Raw genomic sequence first — 19332 nt, 5'->3', positions numbered from 1 at the left:
CATCCGCTCCCGTACTGGAGGCAACTCAAGGCGGTGCGGTCCTACATCGAAGGTGGTTGCTGCGGCTCCCATCCGAGCGCGAGTCACCGCGGTCAGCCCGGCTGAACCCAGGGATCCTCGCGTCGCCATAACGTAGGCAGGTGCACGGCGATTCCGTCTTGCGCAGCTAATTCGTCGAGCACCTGGACCGAGACGTTCAAGTCGTCACCGGCATACGGCAAGGCCCGCAACGGCTTTGACAGTGGGCGGAAGAAATCGTCCCAGTGGATGAGGACGACGCACCGGGCCCCCACGGCGCGGACCGTCTCGTTCCAGTAATCGACGAGATACGACCGCGGCTGGACACCCAGTTGGCCCACGCTCAGGTAGACGACGTCGGCACGCCTGCCCCGCAGCGCTCCAGGGACGTATCCAGCACTGCCTTGGATCAACACCCGCCGGCCGGAGGGGCGGTGCAGGATCAGTGTGGACCACGCTTCGCCGCAGCGGTACGCGGACGCCCGCACCGGCGGCACCACCGGCGCGTCGATGACGCCCGGAAATCGGTCGGGCGGACAGTGATGGGACTCGATCAACGTAACCTCGAACGCGCCCAGATTTATTGGCTCGCCAGAGACTGCGACGACGAGCCTGTCCTCGGAAAGTCCGTGTCCCCGGCCGATATTGGCGGCCGACTCGCCACCGACCAGCTGAGCATCCGTGCGTTCGGCCACCAGGGCGGAGTCCATGACATGGTCGATGTGGGTGTGGACGGGAATCACTGCGGCCAGCCGGGATACTTTCGCCCGGGCCAGGCAACCGTCCACCCGTGCCGTCGACGGTGCGACCTTGCCGACCGCCACCCGAGCCAGTGCCGGGCGGGAGAAGTAGCCGTCGGTCATCAGTGCCGAAGCGCCGTCGTCGAGCAGCAGGCTGGCTACCCCCAACCAGGTTGCGCAAAGTGGCGAATCATGTTCTGCAACAGGTACGTCGAAGCGTTCTGCATAGTTTGCTAGGTTGGGGCGGCCCAGTTTGAGGCGCATCAGCAGAACGCTTTCAGAACGAGGCCGGCGGATTCGAGTCTGTCGCGTACGGCGGCCGCAATCTGTACCGCGCCTGGTGAATCACCGTGCACGCAAATCGATTCCACGTTAACTTTGACCGTTGTGCCGTCGGCGGCCGCCACCTCTCCCAAGGTGACCATTGTCAATACCCGCTCGGCGATCATCGCCGGATCGTGCAACACCGCGCCCGGTTCGCGGCGGGAGACCAACCGGCCGTCGGGTGTATAGGCACGGTCGGCGAATGCTTCGGCGACGGTGCGTAATCCGAGCCGGTCGGCTTCTTCGAAGAACACCGATCCCGTCATGCCAACCACCGGCAACGAGGGGTCCACCTGATGCGCCGCCGCTGCGACGGCCGCGGCCTGGTTCCGGTGGCTCACAATCGAGTTATAAAGTGCGCCATGAGGTTTGACATAGCGCACTGCTGAGCCGGCAACCTGTGCGAGTGCCCGCAACGCGCCGATCTGGTACACCACGTCGGCGAGTAGGTCCTCGGGCGCGACGTCGATGAACCTTCTGCCGAATCCGGCAAGATCGCGGTAGCCGACCTGCGCACCGATGGATACGCCGCGTTCGGCTGCCGACCGGCATACTCGGAGCAGCCCGGCCGGGTCACCGGCGTGGAAGCCGCAGGCCAGATTGGCGCTGGTGACAAGCTCGAGCATGGCGTCGTCGTCACCGAGTTGCCAGGCGCCAAATCCTTCACCCAAGTCCGCGTTGAGGTCGATGCGGGTCACTGCGCCAGCCTAGACGTCTACAGCTTGGCGATCCTGCCGGCGATTTGGTTGGCAATGTCGACCGCGGGGTTGCTATTCGCGTTGCCCTTGCACGTCATCACGTCGATCGCGACGTTACTGCGGACTGTCAGGGCACGCTGGCAGCCCCAGCCGTTACCGCCCTGTTCCACCTGCTCGGAACTCAGCATGCCGTTGTCGCTGCTGGCGGCGCTCACCGCCCAGACGGTTTCGTGCCCGCTGCTGTTGACGTCGCTGTATTGACGATTGGAACAGGATTTCCAGCTCTGGACCGAATTGTTGTAGAAGTTGTTGGCGTCGGCGGCCTTCGGGAAAGCGACGACGGCCTGGATCGCGAGATGCGAGCGATTGGTGCTGTTGTCGGGGCTGTCGTCGAGGCGTTGTCCGCGGATCGACGTCCAGCCGGTGCCGGAGTACACCTTTTCCTGTGCGGCACCGTCGATCGCCAGACAGCCGATGTCGGTCACGTTCTTACTCCAGTCCCACATGACCTTGGCGCTGAACCACACCTTCATCGAGGTCGCACCCACCGCGGTGTTGATTTGGCTGGTGTCCAGCAAGACGTTGTCCAGCGAACCGACCGGAATTTCGACTTGATTTGCCAGCCCGGCCTTCGCGCCCGGCGCGGCCTTACCGTCGACGATGTTCGTGCAGGCGGCAAGGAACACGCACGCACCGGCTAATGCGGTCACTGCGGCGATCTGCTGGCGCATCGTTCCCCTTCCCCACCTCCACAACCCGGGCGTTCATCAGCTTATGCGCTGGCCCCGGCGATGTCGCCCGAGTAGCCAGCAAACAAGGTAAATCATGAACGAGATGGTGGCCACGAACACCGAGACCGGGACTCCCGGCGCCAGTGACAGCACGATTCCCCCCACCGCTGCGACCTCGGCGAAAATTGTCGAGATGACGATGGCCGCCACCGGAGCGGACACTACCCGGGTGGCCGCGGCGGCCGGGGTGATCAGCAATGACATCACCAGCAGCGCCCCGACGATCTGCACGGCCTGGGCGGCGACCACCCCGACCAGCGCGGCGAACACGATGCCCAGTGCGCGCGTCGGCACTCCGCGCGCCGCTGCCACGTCCGGGTCGACGGTGGCGAACAGCAGTGGGCGGTAACAGCTCACCAGCACGGCGATCACCAATACGCACACCACTGCCAGCATGGTCAGTCCGGAATAACCCACCCCGACGATCTGGCCGGTCAGCAGCGCGAAACTGGTTCCGCTGCGGCCGGGGTAGAGGTGGATGAACAGCACTGCCAGCCCCAGCCCGAATGCCAGCACCACACCTATCACCGAGTCGCGCTCGCGGTCCCGTCGGCCGAGGACGCCGAACAAGACTGCGGCCAACGCACTGCCGGCCAGTGCCCCCATTCCCACCCCGAAGCCGGTCAGCAACGCGAATGCCGCTCCGGTCAAAGACAATTCCGCCGAACCGTGCACGGCGAACGACATCTGCCGCATCACGATGAACGGACCGATCAATCCGGACACCAACCCCAGCAGCGCGGCCGCCACCAGGGCCTGCTGAACGAAGTCGTGTCGCAGCAGATGCGCGGTGAGGTCGAAGGCAAACAGGTGACCGAGCATGTCGGCGAGCCGGTCGTTCATCGGCCCTGCTCGGGTGGCCCGCCGACCAGGATGTAGTTGTCCTGGACCCGCACCACCTGGATGTCGGATCGGTACAGCATCGAAAGCGTCTCGCTGGTCATCACCTGCTCGACGGTGCCGATCCGGAAGCGCCCGTCGACCAGGTAGAGCACCCGGTCGACGTAGGGGAGCAGCGTGTTGACCTCGTGGGTGACCACGATGACCGCAGTTCCGGCTTCGCGCCGGCGGCGGTCGATCAGATCGGCGATGAGCCGGGCGTTGGCTGGGTCGAGAGTCAGCAGCGGCTCGTCGCACAGCAACAGCGTCGGGTTGCTGACCAGCGCCTGAGCGATGCGCACCCGCTGTAGCTCGCCGCCGGACATCAGTCCAACCCGCACGTCGGCCAGCGGCTCACCGTTGACCTGGTGCAGCGCCCCTTGCACTGCCTCGCGCCGGCGGGTCCGGGCGGCCCGGCGCAGCGGCGCCGCTCCCCAGCGCTGCCCGTCGACCCCCAGCGTGACCAGATCACGCCCCCGCACCATCACGTCCGGGTCAATCGGATGATGTTGTGGCACATAGCCTATCGGCCCTTGTACCCGCATCGTGCCGGCGTTGAGCCGCAGCTGACCGAGCAGCACCTTGAGCAGTGAGGTCTTACCGGTTCCGTTGGGGCCCAACACCGCAATGAACTCACCGGCTGCCACCGACAGGTCGAGATGCTCCCATAGCACGCGGGTCCCGAAGGCCAGCCGGGCACCGGTCAACGCGACGGCAGTCATAGCGCGGTGATCAGCGGGCCGACCGCAGCGCGGCCGCCAGCTGGTTGACGGTGTCGCGTTGCCAGGTCAGGTAGTCGGAACCATTGGGCAGGGTCTCGGACACCTCGGTCACCGGCACCCCGGACCGGCGGGCGGCGGCCTGCAGGTCGGCGGTGGTTGCGGTTGCGGTCTGCGGGTTGACCAGCAGCGCCGCGACCTGCCTGCGGTTGATTAGGTCGAGTACCGACGCGAGGTCGGCGGGGGCGGGATCGTTGTCGTTCTCGTTGGCGACGGTGAAGGCAACCGGGGTGCGGTCGATCAGTCCAGCTGCATCCAGCAGGTAATGCACGACGGGCTCCGTCGCGATCACCCCGGCGGCGGGGTAGTTGGCGGCGATCGCGCGTTCGGCGTTGGCGATCGCGTCGGCGCCCTGTCCGAAGGTGGCCGCGTTGGCGCGATAGTCCATGCCGTGCTCAGGGTCGATGACCGCCAGTCGTTCGGCGATCTCGGTGGCCACCGCCTTGGCGACGCCGAGGTTGTAGAAGACGTGCTCGTCGGGTCTCCCGGAGTGTGGTCCCAGGTAGCTGTAGGCGTCTACTACCTGAATGTCGTTGTGGCCGGCGAGCACTCGGTCCACCCAGGGGTCGTAGCCGCCGCCGTTGTAGACCACCAGGTCGGCGTCGGCCAGGGCGGCCGCATCGGCTGGAGTGGCCTGGTAGGAGTGTGGGTCGGTACCCGCGCCGGTGAGGATGGACTTGACGGCGATGTGGTCGCCGGCAACGGCGCGTGCCACGCTGCCCCACACCTCGGTGGATGCCACCACCGCAACGGCACCCGGGTGGGAAGGACCGCTGCTCCCACAGCCGCTCAGGGCGGTCGCGGCCAGCAGGCAGGAGCCAAACGCGGGAACGCCGACGCGCAGCAGTCTGCGCCAGCTCATTCGCACCTGGGTGTCCTTTCAGCGGACCGGGAAGCCGACTTACCATACTAATGAAAATCGTTTCCATTAGAAAGTCGGCGGTGTCGTCCGGTGTGAACAGCAGCACAACGCCCGGTAGCCTCACCGAACGTGAGTCCCACACCACGCAGGCGTGCGACTCTGGCGTCGTTGGCGGCGGAGCTCAAGGTGTCGCGTACCACGATCTCGAACGCCTTCAACCGGCCGGATCAGCTCTCGCCCGAACTTCGTGAGCGGGTGCTGGACACCGCCAAGCGGCTGGGCTACGCGGGTCCCGACCCGGTGGCGCGGTCGTTGCGCACCCGCAAGGCCGGTGCCGTCGGTCTGGTGATGACCGAGGCGCTCACCTACTCGTTCAGCGATCCGGCGGCACGGGATTTCGTTGCGGGAGTGGCGCAGTCGTGCGAAGAACTGGGGCAGGGCCTGCTGCTCGTGGCTGTCGGGCCCAATCGCAGCATCGAGGACGGCACCGCCGCCATCCTGGGCGCCGGGGTGGACGGCTTCGTGGTGTATTCGGTCCGCGACGACGACCCCTATTTGCAGGTGGTGTTGCAGCGGCGGCTGCCGGTGGTGGTGGTCGATCAGCCGGTGGGTCTAGCAGGGGTGTCCAGGGTCGGCATCGACGACCGGGCCGCGATGCGCGAGCTCGCCGAATATGTGCTGGGGCTGGGGCACCGCGAGATCGGGCTGCTGACCATGCGGTTGGGCCGGGACCGGCGGCAGGGATTGGTGGACGCCGAGCGGCTTAGCTCCCCGACGTTCGACGTGCAGCGGGAGCGCATCGTCGGTGTCTGGGAGGCGATGGCGGGCGCCGGCGTCGACCCGGAGTCGCTGACCGTGGTGGAAAGCGACGAGCATCTGCCGACGTCGGGCGGGGACGCGGCCAAGGTGGCGCTTGAGGCCAATCCGCGTATCACCGCGCTGCTGTGTACCGCGGACATCCTGGCCCTGTCGGCGATGGATTACCTTCGTGCACATGGCATTTACGTGCCTGGCCAGATGACGGTCACCGGCTTCGACGGTGTGCAGGACGCGCTCGGGCGTGGGCTGACCACGGTCGCGCAACCTAGTCTGCAGAAGGGCCGGCGGGCGGGGGAGTTGGTGCTCAAGCCGCCCCGCAACGGTCTGCCCGTCGTCGAGCTGCTACAGACCGAACTGATCCGGGGTCGTACTTCCGGGCCGCCCGCTTAGCAGTTCTCGTGGTTGCCGATCAGCAGCCGTACGGCAAGGTCGAGTCGCTTGCTCACGTCGGTGGCCGAGGCGCGGCGGGTGAGCCAGGCCAGCAGGTTGGACAGCCATACGTCCGAGATCACCCGTGCGATGTGGTACTGGTCCTCGGTCGGCTCGCCGTCGGCCATCGCGCGGGCGAACATCGAGTCGATCAGCTTCTCCACCTGGTCGACCTCGCTGGCCGCTGACGCGTCGGCGAACACGTAGGCGCGCGTCATCGCTTCGGTGAGCAGGGGATTGCGTTGCATGGCCCGGTTGAGCTTGCCGACCATGAAATTCAGCCGCTGAAAGGGCGTACCCCCGGGGACGGCGGAGCGGTCGGTCTTGGCGTCGATGCGGCTGAATTCCCGTCCGAGCGCCGAGACAAGCAGGTGCACCTTCGAGGGGAAGTACCGGTACAGGGTGCCGACGGCGACGTCGGCGCGATCAGCGACCGCGCGCATCTGCACCGCCTCGTAGCCCCCTTTGGAGGCGATCGCCATGGTGGCGTCGAGGATCCGCTTGCGTCGTTCTCTCTGCGCCTCCGAACCGAGTTCGGACTCAGCCAGCACCGCCACGTTCACGACCTCGCGAGGCTGGATGTCAGGAGCACGGCCCTGGCTGGCATTCGGTGGCGACATGGTTGAAAACGATACGCATTCTCGGCGTAAATCTCCCACCTCCCCGCAGCCGGGACAACGACTTGTACTGGCTCGATTATCGCCAACTTGACGGTTGATCGTATGCACTATTAGAACACGTTCTAGTGTTAAGAAAAGATATCTTGGTGTGTGAATTTGACGACTCGGAGGACTGCTGGTGGTAGCGACCGTCACCGATGAACAGTTCGCGGCCCGCGAGCTGGTGCGCGATTGGGCGCGCAGTGCGGCCGGGATCGCCGCGATCCGGGACGTGGAAGTGGGCGACCCCGACGCCTGGCGGCCGGTGTTTGCCGGGCTGGCCGACCTCGGGCTGTTCGGTGTCGCCGTTCATGAGGATGCCGGAGGAGCCGGGGGCAGCGTCGAGGACCTCTGCGCCATGGTCGAGGAGGCCGCTAAGGCGCTGGTACCGGGCCCGGTAGCCACCACGGCGCTGGCCACCCTCGTCGTCGACGACCCCGAAGTGCTTGCCGCACTGGCCTCGGGTGAACGCTTCGCCGGCCTGGCGCTGGAGGGCGACGTGCGGTTCGACGGACAGGTGGCGTCCGGCATGCTGCCCTGGGCATCAGGCGCGGCCACCGGCGGTCTGCTGCTGTTACCCGCCGCCGGAACCTGGCTGCTAATCGACCTTGACGCCGGCGGCGTGGCGCTGGAACCCCTGCGGGCCGCCGATTTCTCTCGGCCGCTGGCCGCAGTGACGCTGACGTCGGTGCCCGCCACCCAACTCGACGCCACGAACCTGACAGACCTTGCGGCCACCCTGCTGGCCGCCGAGGCCGCCGGTATCACTCGCTATGCACTGGAGACCGCGGTCGCCTACGCCAAAGTGCGTGAGCAGTTCGGCAAGCCGATCGGTAGTTTCCAGGCGATCAAGCACATCTGCGCGGAGATGCTCTGCCGCGCCGAGCAGGCTGACGTGGCCGCCGCCGACGCCGCGCGGGCGGCCGGTGAATCCGATACTCAACAGTTCGCCATCGCCGCCGCCCTGGCGGCCAGTTTGACCATCAACACCGCCAAAGCCAACGTCAGGGACTGCATCCAGGTCCTTGGCGGCATCGGCTGCACATGGGAGCACGATGCGCACCTTTATCTGCGACGCGCGCATAGCATCGGTCGGCTGCTGGGCGGTCCGCAACACTGGCTGCGCCGGGTCGCCGCGTTGACTCAGGACGGTGTCCGGCGCCGGTTGTCGGTCGACCTCACCGACGTCGAGGCAGACCGGCCGGCGATTGCCACCGCTGTCGCTGAGGTCGCCGCGCTACCCGCCGACCAGCGACAGGCTGCGCTAGCCGAAAAGGGCCTACAGGCACCGCACTGGCCGCCTCCGCACGGGCGCGGCGCAGGGCCGGCCGAACAGCTGCTGATCGACCAGGAGCTGGCGGCCGCCGGTGTCGAGCGACCTGATCTGGTGATCGGTTGGTGGGCGGCGCCGACGATCCTCGAGCACGGTACGCCCGAGCAGATCGAGCGCTTCGTGCCGGCAACCCTGCGTGGTGATTTCCTGTGGTGTCAGCTGTTTTCCGAACCGGGCGCCGGGTCGGATCTGGCATCGCTGCGCACCAAAGCAGTCCGCACGGACGGGGGTTGGCTGCTTACCGGGCAGAAGGTGTGGACGTCGGCCGCGCACAAAGCGGCCTGGGGTGTGTGTCTCGCCAGAACGGAGCCAGACGCACCGAAACATAAGGGCATAACCTACTTTCTGGTCGACATGAAATCGCCCGGCATCGAGATCCGGCCGTTGCGCGAAATCACCGGCGACTCACTGTTCAACGAGGTGTTTCTGGACAATGTGTTCGTTCCGGACGAGATGGTGGTCGGCAACGTCAACGACGGTTGGCGGCTGGCCCGGACGACCTTGGCCAACGAGCGGATCGCGATGGCCAACGGCACCGCGCTGGGCAATCCGATGGAGGAGCTGCTCAAAGTACTGGCCGAGCTCGATCTCGACGTGTCCCAGCAGGAACGGCTCGCCGCGCTGATCCTGTTGGCCCAGACCGGCGCGTTGCTCGATCAGCGCATCGCCCAGTTGGCTGTGGGTGGCCGGGATCCCGGGGCGCAGTCCAGCGTGCGCAAATTGATCGGGGTGCGCTACCGGCAAGAGTTGGCTGAGTTCACCATGGATGTCTGCCCGGGCGGCGGTCTGGTGCACAACCAGGCGGTTTTCGACTTTCTCAACACGCGCTGCCTGACCATCGCCGGCGGCACTGAGCAGATCCTGCTCACTGTCGCCGCCGAGCGGTTGCTGGGGCTCCCGCGCTAATTCCAGTCGCCGCGAATGTAGCCACACCGCGAAAGCAGGTGCCCAGCTTCGCAGCGGGGTTAACTCGGCCGACCTAGGAGAAGTTCGTGGTCGCGCAGGTGCTCGGCGAGGTCAGGTTCACGCCCGGGTAGACCACCTGCATGTGGGTGCAGACGTACACCGTCACGTTGGTCATTGGCTGTCCCGTCGACCAGCTCGTCGAGTCGATCACGCCGGTCGTCTGGTACTTGTCCGGCGGGCCGTCACCGAAATAGACGGTGGTGATCACGTCGCCGCCGCCCGTCTTCATCACCCGCTCGAACTGGCTGGTGGCGTGCGCGTCCAGATACGCCGTCCGGCTGTTGGACCGGATCTCGGTGGTCTGGCGTGCCCACAGACCGGACGGAAAGCCGGCCGGACCGTCGGGGGTACGCAGGTTGGCACCGGCCACGAAGTCGCAGCTGCCGTTGCCGTGGCAGTCGACGAAAGTGTGCGTCTCAATCTGGTTGACATCGTCCACCGGGAACAGCGTGGTCGCGGTGTTGGCGCCGGCGGCCGCATGTGGAGCGGGCAGCAGAGCCGTCAGGAGCCCGGCCAGGGCAACACCCGGTATTAGTCGCTTCATCCTGCTCCCCTTCCGCCGGGCCTAGCTGAACTTAACCGTTGTGGTCAATCGTCGTAAGTGACTTCCACCGAATCGGTCTCCGGGTGCGCCTGGCAGGCCAGGATCAGACCCTCGTCGAGGTCCTCCTGTTCGAGCACGTCGTTGACCTCCATGCTGACCTTGCCCTCGCGCAGCGTGACGGCGCAGGCACCACAGTGGCCTTCGCGGCAGGAAAACGGCGCGTCGAGGCCCTTGGCCAGTAGGACGTCGAGCAGCTTGGCGCTGCGCGGCCACGACACGCTGTGGGTTTCGCCGTCGAGTTCGACGACCGCGGTGGCCGGGCCGGCTTCGTCGTCATCGGCGGTGTCGTCGATCTTGATCGCTGCGAACGGATCTGAGTCCAGCGACTTGAACACTTCGATGTGCACTTGCTGCGGTGGGACGTTCAGCGCTTCCAGCGCCAGCCGTGCGGCCTCCATGAAGGGGCCGGGCCCGCAGATGAACGCCGGCCGGCTGGTGAACGGGGCAGCCAGTTGGGCCAGCGCGGCCGCGCTGGGTAGTCCCTGCAGCGATTCCAGCCAGTGCAGCACTGTGAGCCGGTCGGGGTATTTTGCGGACAGCTCCCGCAGGGCCTCGGAGAAGATCACCGAGTTCTCGTCGCGATTGGCGTAGATCAGCGTCACCTGGCCGCTGCCTTCGGACAACGCCGACTTGCAGATCGACATGATCGGGGTGATGCCGCTGCCGGCGGCGAGCAGCAGAAAGTCCTGGTCCAGGGTCTTGGGCACGAAGGTGCCCGACGGGGCGAGTACGTGAATGTGCATTCCCGGGTGTGCGTGGTCGCACAGCCAGTTGGAGGCATACCCGTCCGCGGTGCGCTTGACCGTCACCGTCAACGCATCGTCGGTGAACGGTGAGCTGCAAAGCGAGTAACAGCGCGCCACTGACCCGGTGCGTTCGCTGGGCACCCGCAAGGTGAGGAACTGGCCGGGCGCGTAGCGCAGCCGCGCGGGTGGGATCTGCGGGTCGCCGGGTCCGTCGGGGACCGCGAACACCAACGATCGCGCATCCTCGGTTTCCGCGACGACCTCGGCGACCCGCAGCTCAAGGACGTGGTCGCCGAGCGGCTCGTCGGGTGCCTGGTCCAGATCCGCCTCGCTCAAGGCGTGCCCTCTCTTCCGTCTCAACTAGAACATGTTATAGAAAACCCGATTAATATCTCTACCAGCCGCAGGATTACGCTGCTCGACACAAATCGGAACGTGTTCTAGTCTTTGGTCTAGTCTTGGTCTAGGTGCGACTCAGCCCGCACTCCCACAGGAGGCAAACGTAAGTGACCACCATTCAACAGCGTGATGCGCAGCAGGTGTTAGCTGCCGTCGACGATCTGCTCCCGCGGATTCGCGAACGTGCGCAACAGACGGAAGACCTCCGCCGGCTGCCGGAAGAGTCGGTGGCCGAACTCGACGAGGCGGGCTTCTTCACGCTGTTACAGCCCGAACAGTGGGGCGGTCTGCAGTGCGATCCCGCGCTGTTCTACGAAGCGGTGCGGCGGATCGCCAGCGCCTGTGGCTCGACCGGCTGGGTGAGTTCGATCCTGGGCGTGCACAACTGGCACCTCGCATTGTTCGACCAGCAGGCCCAGGAAGAGGTCTGGGGCGAGGACACCAAGACGCGCATCTCCTCGTCATACGCCCCGATGGGTGCCGGTGTGGTGGTCGACGGCGGCTACCTGGTCAACGGTTCCTGGAACTGGTCCTCGGGTTGCGACCACGCCACATGGGCTTTCCTGGGCGGCCCGGTCATCAAGGACGGCCGGCCGGTGGACTTCGGCAGCTTCCTGATCCCGATCAGCGACTACCGCATCGACGACGTCTGGCACGTGGTCGGGTTGAAGGGCACCGGCAGCAACACCGTCGTAGTCAAAGATGTGTTCGTGCCCCGGCACCGGTTCCTGTCCTATAAGGCGATGAACGACGGCACCGCAGGGGGTTATCAGCGCAACACCGCGCCTGTTTACAAAATGCCCTGGGGCACAATGCATCCCACTACAATCTCGGCGCCGATCGTCGGCATGGCCTACGGCGCCTATGCCGCGCACGTCGAGCACCAAGGCAAGCGGGTGCGGGCCGCGTTCGCCGGCGAAAAGGCCAAGGACGACCCGTTCGCCAAGATCCGCATTGCCGAGGCGGCCAGCGACATCGACGCCGCGTGGCGTCAGCTGCGCGGCAACGTCGCCGACGAATACGCGCTGTTGTCGGCAGGCAAGGAGATTCCGTTCGAGTTGCGGGCCCGCGCCCGCCGCGACCAGGTGCGCGCCACCGGCCGCGCGATCGCGTCGATCGACCGGCTCTTCGAGGCGTCGGGTGCTACCGCGCTCGGCATCGACCAACCGGTGCAGCGGTTCTGGCGCGACGCTCACGCCGGCCGGGTGCACGCGGCCAATGATCCCGAGCGGGCGTACGTGATCTTCGGCAACAACGAGTTCGGGTTGCCGCCCGGCGACACCATGGTCTGATGACCAGCACGAAGGAGCTCACGTTCGAATCGACTTCGCGCTTCGCGGAAGTCGACGTGGACGGACCGCTGAAGCTGCATTATCACGAGGCGGGTGAAGGCAACCCGCAAACGGTGGTGCTGCTGCACGGCGGTGGACCCGGGGCGTCGAGTTGGTCGAACTTCTCGCGCAACATTGCGGTCCTTGCTCAGCAGTTTCACGTGCTGGCCGTCGACCAGCCCGGCTACGGGCACTCCGACAAGCGCGCCGAGCACGGGCAGTTCAACCGCTACGCGGCCCGGGCGCTCAAGGGCCTGTTCGACCAGATCGGCCTCAAACGTGTTCCGCTGGTTGGCAATTCGTTGGGTGGTGGAACCGCCGTGCGGTTCGCGCTGGACTATCCTGAGCTGGCCGGCAAGCTGGTGCTGATGGGCCCGGGTGGGTTGAGTGTCAACCTGTTTGCGCCCGACCCCACCGAAGGGGTGAAGCGGCTGGGCAAGTTCTCCGTGGAACCCACCCGGGAGAACCTCGAGGCTTTTCTGCGGGTAATGGTGTACGACCAGAAGTTGATCACCCCCGAGTTGATCGACCAGCGATTCGAGCTGGCCAGTACGCCGGAGTCGCTGACCGCCACCCGAGCGATGGGAATGTCGTTCTCCGGCGCCGATTTCGAGCTCGGCATGATGTGGCGCGAGGTGTATAGGCTGCGCCAGCCGGTGCTGTTGATCTGGGGCCGGGAGGACCGGGTCAACCCACTCGACGGCGCACTCGTGGCGCTCAAGACCATTCCCCGCGCGCAGCTGCACGTGTTCGGGCAGTGCGGACATTGGGCTCAGGTGGAGAAGTTCGACGAGTTCAACAACCTGACCATCGATTTCCTGGGAGGTGCCAGATGAGCATCCGGTCGTTGGGTTACCTGCGCATCGAGGCCACCGACATGGCCGCCTGGCGCGAATACGGCCTGAAAGTGCTCGGCATGGTCGAGGGCAAAGGCGCCACCGAAGGCGCCCTCTATCTGCGGATGGACGACTTCCCGGCCCGGTTGGTGATCGTCCCGGGCGAGCAGGACCGCCTCATCGAAGCCGGCTGGGAATGCGCGAATGCCGCTGGGCTGCAGGAGATTCGGAACCGCCTCGACATCGAGGGCACGCCGTACAAAGAGGCCACCGCGGCCGAACTGGCCGACCGCCGCGTCGATGAGATGATCCGGTTCTCCGACCCGTCCGGCAACTGCCTGGAGGTCTTCCACGGCGCCGCTTTGGAACACCGCCGAGTGGTCAGCCCGTACGGCCATAGGTTCGTCACCGCCGAGCAGGGGCTTGGTCATGTGGTGCTGACCACCCGCGACGACGCGGAGACGTTGCACTTCTATCGGGATGTCTTGGATTTCAAGCTGCGTGACTCGATGCGGCTGCCGCCGCAGGTGGTTGGCCGGCCGGCCGACGGCCCGCCGGCTTGGTTGCGGTTCCTGGGCTGCAATCCCCGTCACCACAGTCTCGCGTTCATGCCCGGACAGACCCCAAGCGGAATCGTGCACTTGATGGTCGAGGTGGGCGAAGCCGACGACGTCGGGTTGTGCCTGGATCGGGCGCTGCGAAAGAAGGTGCCCATGTCGGCGACGCTGGGCCGCCACGTCAATGACCTAATGCTGTCCTTCTACATGAAAACTCCCGGCGGATTTGATGTCGAGTTCGGTTGTGAGGGACGACAAGTCGAGGACGACGACTGGATCGCCCGAGAGAGCACGGCGATCAGTCTGTGGGGGCACGACTTCAGCGTCGGTTTCAAGGGTTAAGTCGCTCCGCCGATCATGACCGCCCCGCAGATCGACCCGCGCGCGTTCCGCAACGTGCTGGGTCAGTTCTGCACCGGAATCACCATCATCACCACCGTGCACGGCGACGTGCCGGTGGGCTTCGCCTGCCAGTCGTTCGCGGCGTTGTCGCTGGAGCCGCCGCTGGTGTTGTTCTGCCCGACTAAGGTGTCGCGGTCCTGGCAGGCGATCGAGGCCAGCGGTCGGTTCTGCGTGAACATGCTGACCGAGGCGCAGCAACACGTCTCGGCCCGCTTCGGCTCCAGAGAGCCCGACAAGTTCGCTGGAATCGACTGGCACCCTTCGGAACTGGGCTCACCGATCATCGACGGCTCACTGGCCCACATCGACTGCACGGTGGCGTCGGTGCACGACGGTGGGGACCACTTCGTGGTGTTCGGCGCGGTCCAGTCGCTCTCGGAGGCGCCCAAGATCAAACCGCGGCCGCTGTTGTTCTACCGCGGCGAATACACCGGAATCGAACCGGACAAGAACACGCCGGCCCAGTGGCGCGACGACCTGGAGGCGTTTCTGACCACCACTACCGACGACACCTGGCTCTAACCCACGGGCGGGCCGAGCCCCGCGAATCGGGCCATTGTCAATGCTCTAGCGCAACGCGCATAAAAAGCGATGCTGTAAAGAAAATTTACTTTTGTTTGTTAAATCACTCCTCTCGATTGTCGTATTTCAATTTTGGAAAAATGCTGTTCAATTCTGCGGTGCCGGAGTTAGCATCTGGGCCAATGCGCTCCGCCTCACAGAAAAGGGTATGAAATGTCAATCGAAGCAGCCGAATCTCGTCTCTCCGAACTCCGGGAACGCGACGCCGCCGAGGAAGCCTGGCAATGGATCGTCGACCTGAAAGAACAGGCGAAATCCGACGGCGCGGCCGCCGAGGCGCAACTCGACGCGATCTTCCGTAAGGGGACGCCGCCGGCCACCCTGGACGGTCCGACCGACGGCATCCTGGTCATGACGACCACCAATCCGATCGTCGACGCTGCGGTCCGCTTCGTGACCGGCCTGTGGATGCCGTGGCAGGGAAAGCGGTTCGACCTGACCGCCAATGCCGGTGACAACCGGATGACGAACAGCGCCAAGCTGCCGTCCAAGTTGCTCTGGCCGCTTTACAAGATGAAGGACGCCGCGGGCGGCAGGCTGGCATTCGACTTTAAGACCTACCAGGACGCCGGCAAGCTGGATCCCGACGTGCAGGTAATGGTCATCGACTACGCCGACGTCAAGGAGAACCCCTACGTCATCATCCGCAGCATCCGCGACGAGCTGGTCGAGGTTGTGCCGGGCACCTATCTGGGCAAGATCCTGTTCCGGCTGCCCCGCGATCGCTACGAGATGATCGGCTTCTTCGCGCTGCGCACGTGACCGCCGGGCTCAGGCCCGGTCGTCGGCTTCGACGGCCGGGTCGTAGCCGGGCAGGTCCAGCTCTTCGCGCATCAGCTCCGCGGTGTGCTCGGCGAACATCGAGATGGTCAGGAAGGGGTTGACCCCGATCGCGCGTGGGATCACCGACGCATCGCAGACGTACAGCCCGTCGTAGGTGCCGCCGTCGGGTCGGAAGATCCGCCCGGCGTGGTCGACCACTCCCGCGTCGACGTTGTCGGCGGTGACGCAGCCACCCATCGGGTGCGCCGTGATCAGGTGCTTGCCCAGGAAGCGCTTGTCCCAGCGCGGGTTCTTGATATACGTGCCGCCGATCGCCGCCACTGCCGACCGCATGACGACATCCACGTCCTTGTAGACCCGCTCGGTAGGCGCGCCCGGCCAGTCGACCTTGACCGTGCCGTTCTTGCGCAGCACCAGCTCTCCGTCGGAGTTGTCGTGCACCATGATCAAGAACCCGAGCGAGTGGTTCATCGCGCCGTCGGTGTTGAACGTGATGTCGCGGCGCCACCGGTCCAGCTTGGCCTTGCGGTAGTCGCGGTAGCTGGTGGCAGCCAGGCCCATCAACCCGAGCCGGAAGCTGTCGATCAACGCGTGCGGTAGCGACAGATCCTGCACGGTGAATCGTTTGCGCAGGTCGGACTGGTCGGCGCCGAAACGCATCGCCGCCGTAATACTCGGCCCGCAGGCCAGCAGCGAACGCGGCGGCCCGTCAGTGCTCGCCCACGACTGGGTGTCGGTCCGCATGTCGGTGTTGTAGGCGATGCCGAAGTTGTCGCCGTTGCCGCTGAAGTTCTTGCCCAGCCGCGTCGACAGCTGCAGCCCGGCCTGGGCGGAGCGCAGCAGGATTCCATTGCTGCCAAGTGTGCCGGCCGACACCACCACCCGCCGCGCGACGACCGCGGATTCTTTGCCCTTCTCGCCGGTGCGACGGGTGATCACCCGCCATCGGCCGTCGTCGGTCGGCTCGATCCGCTGCGCCTCGATTCCCGCGTACAACTCCACCCCGAAATGCGCGGCCATCGGCAGGTAGTTGGTCATCAAGGTGTTCTTCGAACCGGTGTTGTCGCCAGTGCCATCGCCCCCGTGATTGGGGCAGCGCCGCCGCAGCACGCCGTACTTGGTAACCCGGTCCTCGGTGCTGACCGTGATGTCGAGCAGCTGCAGCTGGGCGCCGGCGTTCTTGGCGATCTGGGTGAATGCCTCGACCCGGCGCAGCGGCACGTTCTCGGCGTAGGGTACGGCGGCGAGCATGAGCCTGGCCCGCGCAAAGTATTCCTCCAGGCCGCCCAGGCCGTTGGGTTCCTGATCCACCAGCTGCTGGAACTCCCGCGGCCACGACGCCAGGAACACTTCCCGGTCCGGCACGATCGCGACATTGAAGTTGATCAGCGAGGTGCCGCCCAGACCGTTCGCGTGGATGACGTCGATGGTCTTGAAGCGCTCCAGCTCGATAAGTCCGAGCGGATTCAACGGCGAGCGAAGTTCGGCCGCCGCCGCCTTCTCGGTCTCCGGGAAAGTTCCGGTCGGATGCTCGGCACCACGTTCGAGCACCGCGATGTCCAGCTTGCCGCCAGCGCGCGCATTGGCCACACCGAGCCGCGCGGCGGTGATAGCCCCGCCGTACCCGGAGCCGACGACCAGCACGTCGTACTCGCTACGCAACGCACCTAGTGGTGTCGCCAACTCCGCTGCTGTCTGCACCATGATGGCAACCCTTTCAAATCCAGGTGAATGTGATGCGCAGCCTAAACCGCGTTTCGGCGATTAGCGAGATATTCACAGAGAAAATCCGACGGCTTTACTCGGCCTGGTTTACGGGCGCCGAATTCACGGCCTGTAAATAAACTTTACAATTGCATGACGCCACGATTTGTCAAGTCCCTGGACGCGTTCAATGAGCGCTCGAAAAAATGCCGATTCGGCCTCGCGAAAACGATATGCGGTGTTGTACTGTGCGAACTCACCACAAGCCACCCCACTCCTATTCTGATCGGGGCCTCGTCATGTCGCTATTGACTGTCCGATCGGCCGCTCGGCCGACATTGGGGGCAGCCGTGACGGCGGTGCGCGGCAGCGCGGGGCGGCCGGCCGGCGTCGTCGTCAAATGGTTGCGATGCGCGCTTGCAAAGGCCGACGGTTCGTTGCAGACCCTGGGCCGCTTCTTCGACTTGGCCGTGCAGACAACCGTCTACATGATCACCGACCTATTCCGGCTGCGTCATCCGTGGCGGGACACCCTGAGCCAGGCGGCGTTCATCGTCAGCGTCACCGCGATTCCCGCGCTGCTCATCTCCATTCCGTTCGGGGTCATCGTCGCCGTCCAGGTGGGCAGCCTGATCCAGCAAGTCGGCGCGACGTCGATCTCCGGTGCGGCGGGCGGACTCGGCGTGATCCGGCAGGCCGCGCCGATCGTCTGCGCGCTGTTACTCGGCGGTGCGGCGGGTGCGGCGGTCACCACCGACCTGGGCGCGCGCAGCATCCGCGACGAGGTCGACGCGCTGCGCGTGATGGGGATCGATCCGGTGCAACGGCTCGTCACGCCGCGCCTGGCCGCGATGCTGCTGGTGGCGCCGCTGCTGTGCGTCTTCATCGTCTTCATGGGACTGGCCGCGGGTTACGTGATCAATGTCGGTTACCAGTCCGGCACACCGGGCAGCTACATCGCCTCGTTCGGATCGTTCGCCACTGTCGCCGATCTCGTTGTGGCGCTGCTCAAGACATGGTTGTTCGGGGTGATCGTCACGCTGATCTCCTGCCAGCGCGGTCTCGAGGCTCGCGGTGGCCCGCGTGGCGTCGCCGACGCAGTCAACGCGGCCGTAGTGGTCGGCGTGGTCGCGGTGTTTCTGCTCAACCTGGTGATCACCGAATTCGTCACTGTGTTCATGCCGACGAAGGTGGGCTGATGGACGGAGTCTTTCAGTGAGTACGGCGGCACCGTCTCGGTATCGGCCGCAAGGATTGGTGGCGCGGCTGTCCCTCGCTGCGGCCGACCGGGGGCTGACACTGCTCGAGCGGTTAGGGCACCAGGCCACCTTCTTGATCGAGGTGCTCGGCGCGATACCGCGCACCGGCGGCCGCTACCGGCGCAACGTTGGGGCGATCCTAGTCGACATGATGTGGGGCAACGGAGCATTGATCGTCGGTGGTGGAACCGTGGGGGTGCTGGTGTTCATGGGCGCCGCAATCGGCGCATCGGTTGGCATCGAGGGCTACGCCGCTCTGGACATGGTCGGTATGGGGCCGCTGACCGGATTCATCTCCGCGTACGCGAATACCCGCGAGATGGCTCCGATGATCGCAGCGATCGGATTCGGCGCTCAGGCCGGCACCAGGATGACCGCCGAGATCGGCTCCATGCGTATCTCCGAGGAGATCGATGCCCTCGAAGTACAAGGGATTCAGTCGATTCCGTTCGTGGTGACGCCGCGCGTGATAGCCGGCGTCATCACCATCATCCCGCTCTACCTGATGTCGCTGGTGCTGAGCTATGTCTTCTGCGCGCTGGTGGTCAACGTGGTGCACCGGCAGTCGTCGGGCACCTACAACCATTATTTTGACGCGTTCATTCAGCCCTCCGACGTGCTGCTCTCGATCGTCAAGGCCGCAGTCTTCGTCCTGCTCATCGTGGTAATCCATTGCTACGAAGGCTATTACGCCGCGGGCGGACCCGAAGGCGTCGGGCGCGCCTCCGGTCGCGCGATCCGGGCCAGTCTGATCTGCGTCGTTGTTGCCGACATGGTGCTCACGCTGGTGTTCTGGGGCAACAATTCGGGACTACGGTTGTCGGGGTAGCAC

19 protein-coding genes are annotated in these 19332 nt (G+C 65.5%); 9 read left to right on the top strand and 10 right to left on the bottom strand.

What is annotated here, in order from left to right:
* Nucleotides 1-92: 92 nt before the first annotated feature.
* Genes H0P51_RS25930 through H0P51_RS25905 form a run of 6 tightly spaced genes read right to left on the bottom strand, consistent with a single transcriptional unit; the run spans nucleotide 93 to nucleotide 5091 of the window.
* The gene (locus tag H0P51_RS25930; RefSeq protein ID WP_180915651.1) at nucleotides 93-1022 is read right to left on the bottom strand and encodes an MBL fold metallo-hydrolase; all 930 of its coding nucleotides are present in this window, start codon (nucleotides 1020-1022) and stop codon (nucleotides 93-95) included.
* Complete coding sequence (locus H0P51_RS25925) at nucleotides 1022-1780, bottom strand: LamB/YcsF family protein (protein ID WP_180915650.1); 759 nt, start codon at nucleotides 1778-1780, stop codon at nucleotides 1022-1024. Before H0P51_RS25925 ends, H0P51_RS25930 begins: the two co-directional genes overlap by 1 nt.
* Nucleotides 1781-1797: 17 nt before the next feature.
* Nucleotides 1798-2511 (bottom strand): sensor domain-containing protein, encoded by a 714-nt coding sequence (locus tag H0P51_RS25920; RefSeq protein WP_180915649.1) that lies wholly within the window; start codon nucleotides 2509-2511, stop codon nucleotides 1798-1800.
* 36 nt (nucleotides 2512-2547) lie between these two features.
* Nucleotides 2548-3414 carry a metal ABC transporter permease gene (locus H0P51_RS25915; protein WP_180915648.1) on the bottom strand — a complete coding sequence of 289 codons (867 nt, stop codon included), beginning with the start codon at nucleotides 3412-3414 and terminating at the stop codon, nucleotides 2548-2550.
* Nucleotides 3411-4172 (bottom strand): metal ABC transporter ATP-binding protein, encoded by a 762-nt coding sequence (locus H0P51_RS25910; RefSeq protein WP_180915647.1) that lies wholly within the window; start codon nucleotides 4170-4172, stop codon nucleotides 3411-3413. The genes H0P51_RS25915 and H0P51_RS25910 overlap by 4 nt, the downstream gene beginning before the upstream one ends.
* A gap of 10 nt (nucleotides 4173-4182) precedes the next feature.
* Entirely contained in the window at nucleotides 4183-5091 is a 909-nt protein-coding gene (locus H0P51_RS25905; protein WP_180915646.1) for a metal ABC transporter solute-binding protein, Zn/Mn family, read from the bottom strand.
* A 129-nt stretch (nucleotides 5092-5220) separates the two neighbouring features.
* Between H0P51_RS25905 and H0P51_RS25900 the strand changes: the two genes are divergently transcribed.
* The gene (locus tag H0P51_RS25900) at nucleotides 5221-6300 is read left to right on the top strand and encodes an Rv3575c family transcriptional regulator (RefSeq protein ID WP_180915645.1); all 1080 of its coding nucleotides are present in this window, start codon (nucleotides 5221-5223) and stop codon (nucleotides 6298-6300) included.
* Here the strand turns inward: H0P51_RS25900 and kstR are convergent.
* Complete coding sequence (gene kstR, locus H0P51_RS25895) at nucleotides 6297-6896, bottom strand: cholesterol catabolism transcriptional regulator KstR (protein WP_180919235.1); 600 nt, start codon at nucleotides 6894-6896, stop codon at nucleotides 6297-6299. The genes H0P51_RS25900 and kstR overlap by 4 nt on opposite strands.
* Before the next feature lie 241 nt (nucleotides 6897-7137).
* Between kstR and H0P51_RS25890 the strand changes: the two genes are divergently transcribed.
* Nucleotides 7138-9237 (top strand): acyl-CoA dehydrogenase family protein, encoded by a 2100-nt coding sequence (locus H0P51_RS25890; protein WP_180915644.1) that lies wholly within the window; start codon nucleotides 7138-7140, stop codon nucleotides 9235-9237.
* 73 nt (nucleotides 9238-9310) lie between these two features.
* Here H0P51_RS25890 and H0P51_RS25885 read toward each other — a convergent pair whose 3' ends face one another.
* Nucleotides 9311-9841: a hypothetical protein gene (locus H0P51_RS25885; protein WP_180915643.1), complete on the bottom strand. Its 531-nt coding sequence runs from the start codon at nucleotides 9839-9841 to the stop codon at nucleotides 9311-9313.
* 44 nt (nucleotides 9842-9885) lie between these two features.
* Nucleotides 9886-10983, bottom strand: coding sequence for a ferredoxin--NADP reductase (locus tag H0P51_RS25880; RefSeq protein ID WP_180919234.1), 1098 nt, complete (start codon nucleotides 10981-10983; stop codon nucleotides 9886-9888).
* A gap of 170 nt (nucleotides 10984-11153) precedes the next feature.
* On the opposite strand from H0P51_RS25880, the gene hsaA reads away from it, so the two are divergent.
* The 5 genes from hsaA to H0P51_RS25855 all read left to right on the top strand — a co-directional run bounded on the left by hsaA (nucleotide 11154) and on the right by H0P51_RS25855 (nucleotide 15516).
* Complete coding sequence (hsaA, locus tag H0P51_RS25875) at nucleotides 11154-12338, top strand: 3-hydroxy-9,10-secoandrosta-1,3,5(10)-triene-9,17-dione monooxygenase oxygenase subunit (RefSeq protein ID WP_180915642.1); 1185 nt, start codon at nucleotides 11154-11156, stop codon at nucleotides 12336-12338.
* Nucleotides 12338-13213 carry a 4,5:9,10-diseco-3-hydroxy-5,9,17-trioxoandrosta-1(10),2-diene-4-oate hydrolase gene (gene hsaD / locus H0P51_RS25870; protein ID WP_180915641.1) on the top strand — a complete coding sequence of 292 codons (876 nt, stop codon included), beginning with the start codon at nucleotides 12338-12340 and terminating at the stop codon, nucleotides 13211-13213. Before hsaA ends, hsaD begins: the two co-directional genes overlap by 1 nt.
* The gene (gene hsaC, locus H0P51_RS25865; RefSeq protein ID WP_180915640.1) at nucleotides 13210-14112 is read left to right on the top strand and encodes an iron-dependent extradiol dioxygenase HsaC; all 903 of its coding nucleotides are present in this window, start codon (nucleotides 13210-13212) and stop codon (nucleotides 14110-14112) included. The genes hsaD and hsaC overlap by 4 nt, the downstream gene beginning before the upstream one ends.
* Before the next feature lie 15 nt (nucleotides 14113-14127).
* The gene (gene hsaB / locus H0P51_RS25860) at nucleotides 14128-14694 is read left to right on the top strand and encodes a 3-hydroxy-9,10-secoandrosta-1,3,5(10)-triene-9,17-dione monooxygenase reductase subunit (protein ID WP_180915639.1); all 567 of its coding nucleotides are present in this window, start codon (nucleotides 14128-14130) and stop codon (nucleotides 14692-14694) included.
* A 213-nt stretch (nucleotides 14695-14907) separates the two neighbouring features.
* A complete protein-coding gene (locus tag H0P51_RS25855) occupies nucleotides 14908-15516 on the top strand; it encodes a hypothetical protein (protein ID WP_180915638.1) in 609 nt (202 codons plus the stop codon).
* Between the two features lie 9 nt (nucleotides 15517-15525).
* On the opposite strand, the gene H0P51_RS25850 is transcribed toward H0P51_RS25855, so the two are convergent.
* Entirely contained in the window at nucleotides 15526-17241 is a 1716-nt protein-coding gene (locus tag H0P51_RS25850; protein ID WP_180915637.1) for a GMC oxidoreductase, read from the bottom strand.
* A 350-nt stretch (nucleotides 17242-17591) separates the two neighbouring features.
* Between H0P51_RS25850 and H0P51_RS25845 the strand changes: the two genes are divergently transcribed.
* Nucleotides 17592-18440: an MlaE family ABC transporter permease gene (locus H0P51_RS25845; RefSeq protein WP_425488927.1), complete on the top strand. Its 849-nt coding sequence runs from the start codon at nucleotides 17592-17594 to the stop codon at nucleotides 18438-18440.
* Between the two features lie 16 nt (nucleotides 18441-18456).
* Nucleotides 18457-19329, top strand: a complete 873-nt coding sequence (locus tag H0P51_RS25840; protein ID WP_425488926.1) for an MlaE family ABC transporter permease — start codon at nucleotides 18457-18459, stop codon at nucleotides 19327-19329.
* Nucleotides 19330-19332: the final 3 nt, after the last annotated feature.

Source organism: Mycobacterium vicinigordonae (assembly GCF_013466425.1).
GTDB classification, from domain to species: domain Bacteria; phylum Actinomycetota; class Actinomycetes; order Mycobacteriales; family Mycobacteriaceae; genus Mycobacterium; species Mycobacterium vicinigordonae.
The sequence above is the reverse complement of the archived record's forward strand: the minus strand, read 5'-3'. Positions and strand labels throughout refer to the sequence as shown.

Coding starts and splice junctions, on each gene's coding strand:
- H0P51_RS25930 (WP_180915651.1), bottom strand. CDS start 1,022: ATGCGCCTCAAACTGGGCCGCCCCAACCTAGCAAACTATGCAGAACGC.
- hsaC (WP_180915640.1), top strand. CDS start 13,210: ATGAGCATCCGGTCGTTGGGTTACCTGCGCATCGAGGCCACCGACATG.
- H0P51_RS25905 (WP_180915646.1), bottom strand. CDS start 5,091: ATGAGCTGGCGCAGACTGCTGCGCGTCGGCGTTCCCGCGTTTGGCTCC.
- H0P51_RS25920 (WP_180915649.1), bottom strand. CDS start 2,511: ATGCGCCAGCAGATCGCCGCAGTGACCGCATTAGCCGGTGCGTGCGTG.
- H0P51_RS25885 (WP_180915643.1), bottom strand. CDS start 9,841: ATGAAGCGACTAATACCGGGTGTTGCCCTGGCCGGGCTCCTGACGGCT.
- H0P51_RS25910 (WP_180915647.1), bottom strand. CDS start 4,172: ATGACTGCCGTCGCGTTGACCGGTGCCCGGCTGGCCTTCGGGACCCGC.
- H0P51_RS25855 (WP_180915638.1), top strand. CDS start 14,908: ATGTCAATCGAAGCAGCCGAATCTCGTCTCTCCGAACTCCGGGAACGC.
- hsaB (WP_180915639.1), top strand. CDS start 14,128: ATGACCGCCCCGCAGATCGACCCGCGCGCGTTCCGCAACGTGCTGGGT.
- H0P51_RS25915 (WP_180915648.1), bottom strand. CDS start 3,414: ATGAACGACCGGCTCGCCGACATGCTCGGTCACCTGTTTGCCTTCGAC.
- H0P51_RS25850 (WP_180915637.1), bottom strand. CDS start 17,241: ATGGTGCAGACAGCAGCGGAGTTGGCGACACCACTAGGTGCGTTGCGT.
- hsaD (WP_180915641.1), top strand. CDS start 12,338: ATGACCAGCACGAAGGAGCTCACGTTCGAATCGACTTCGCGCTTCGCG.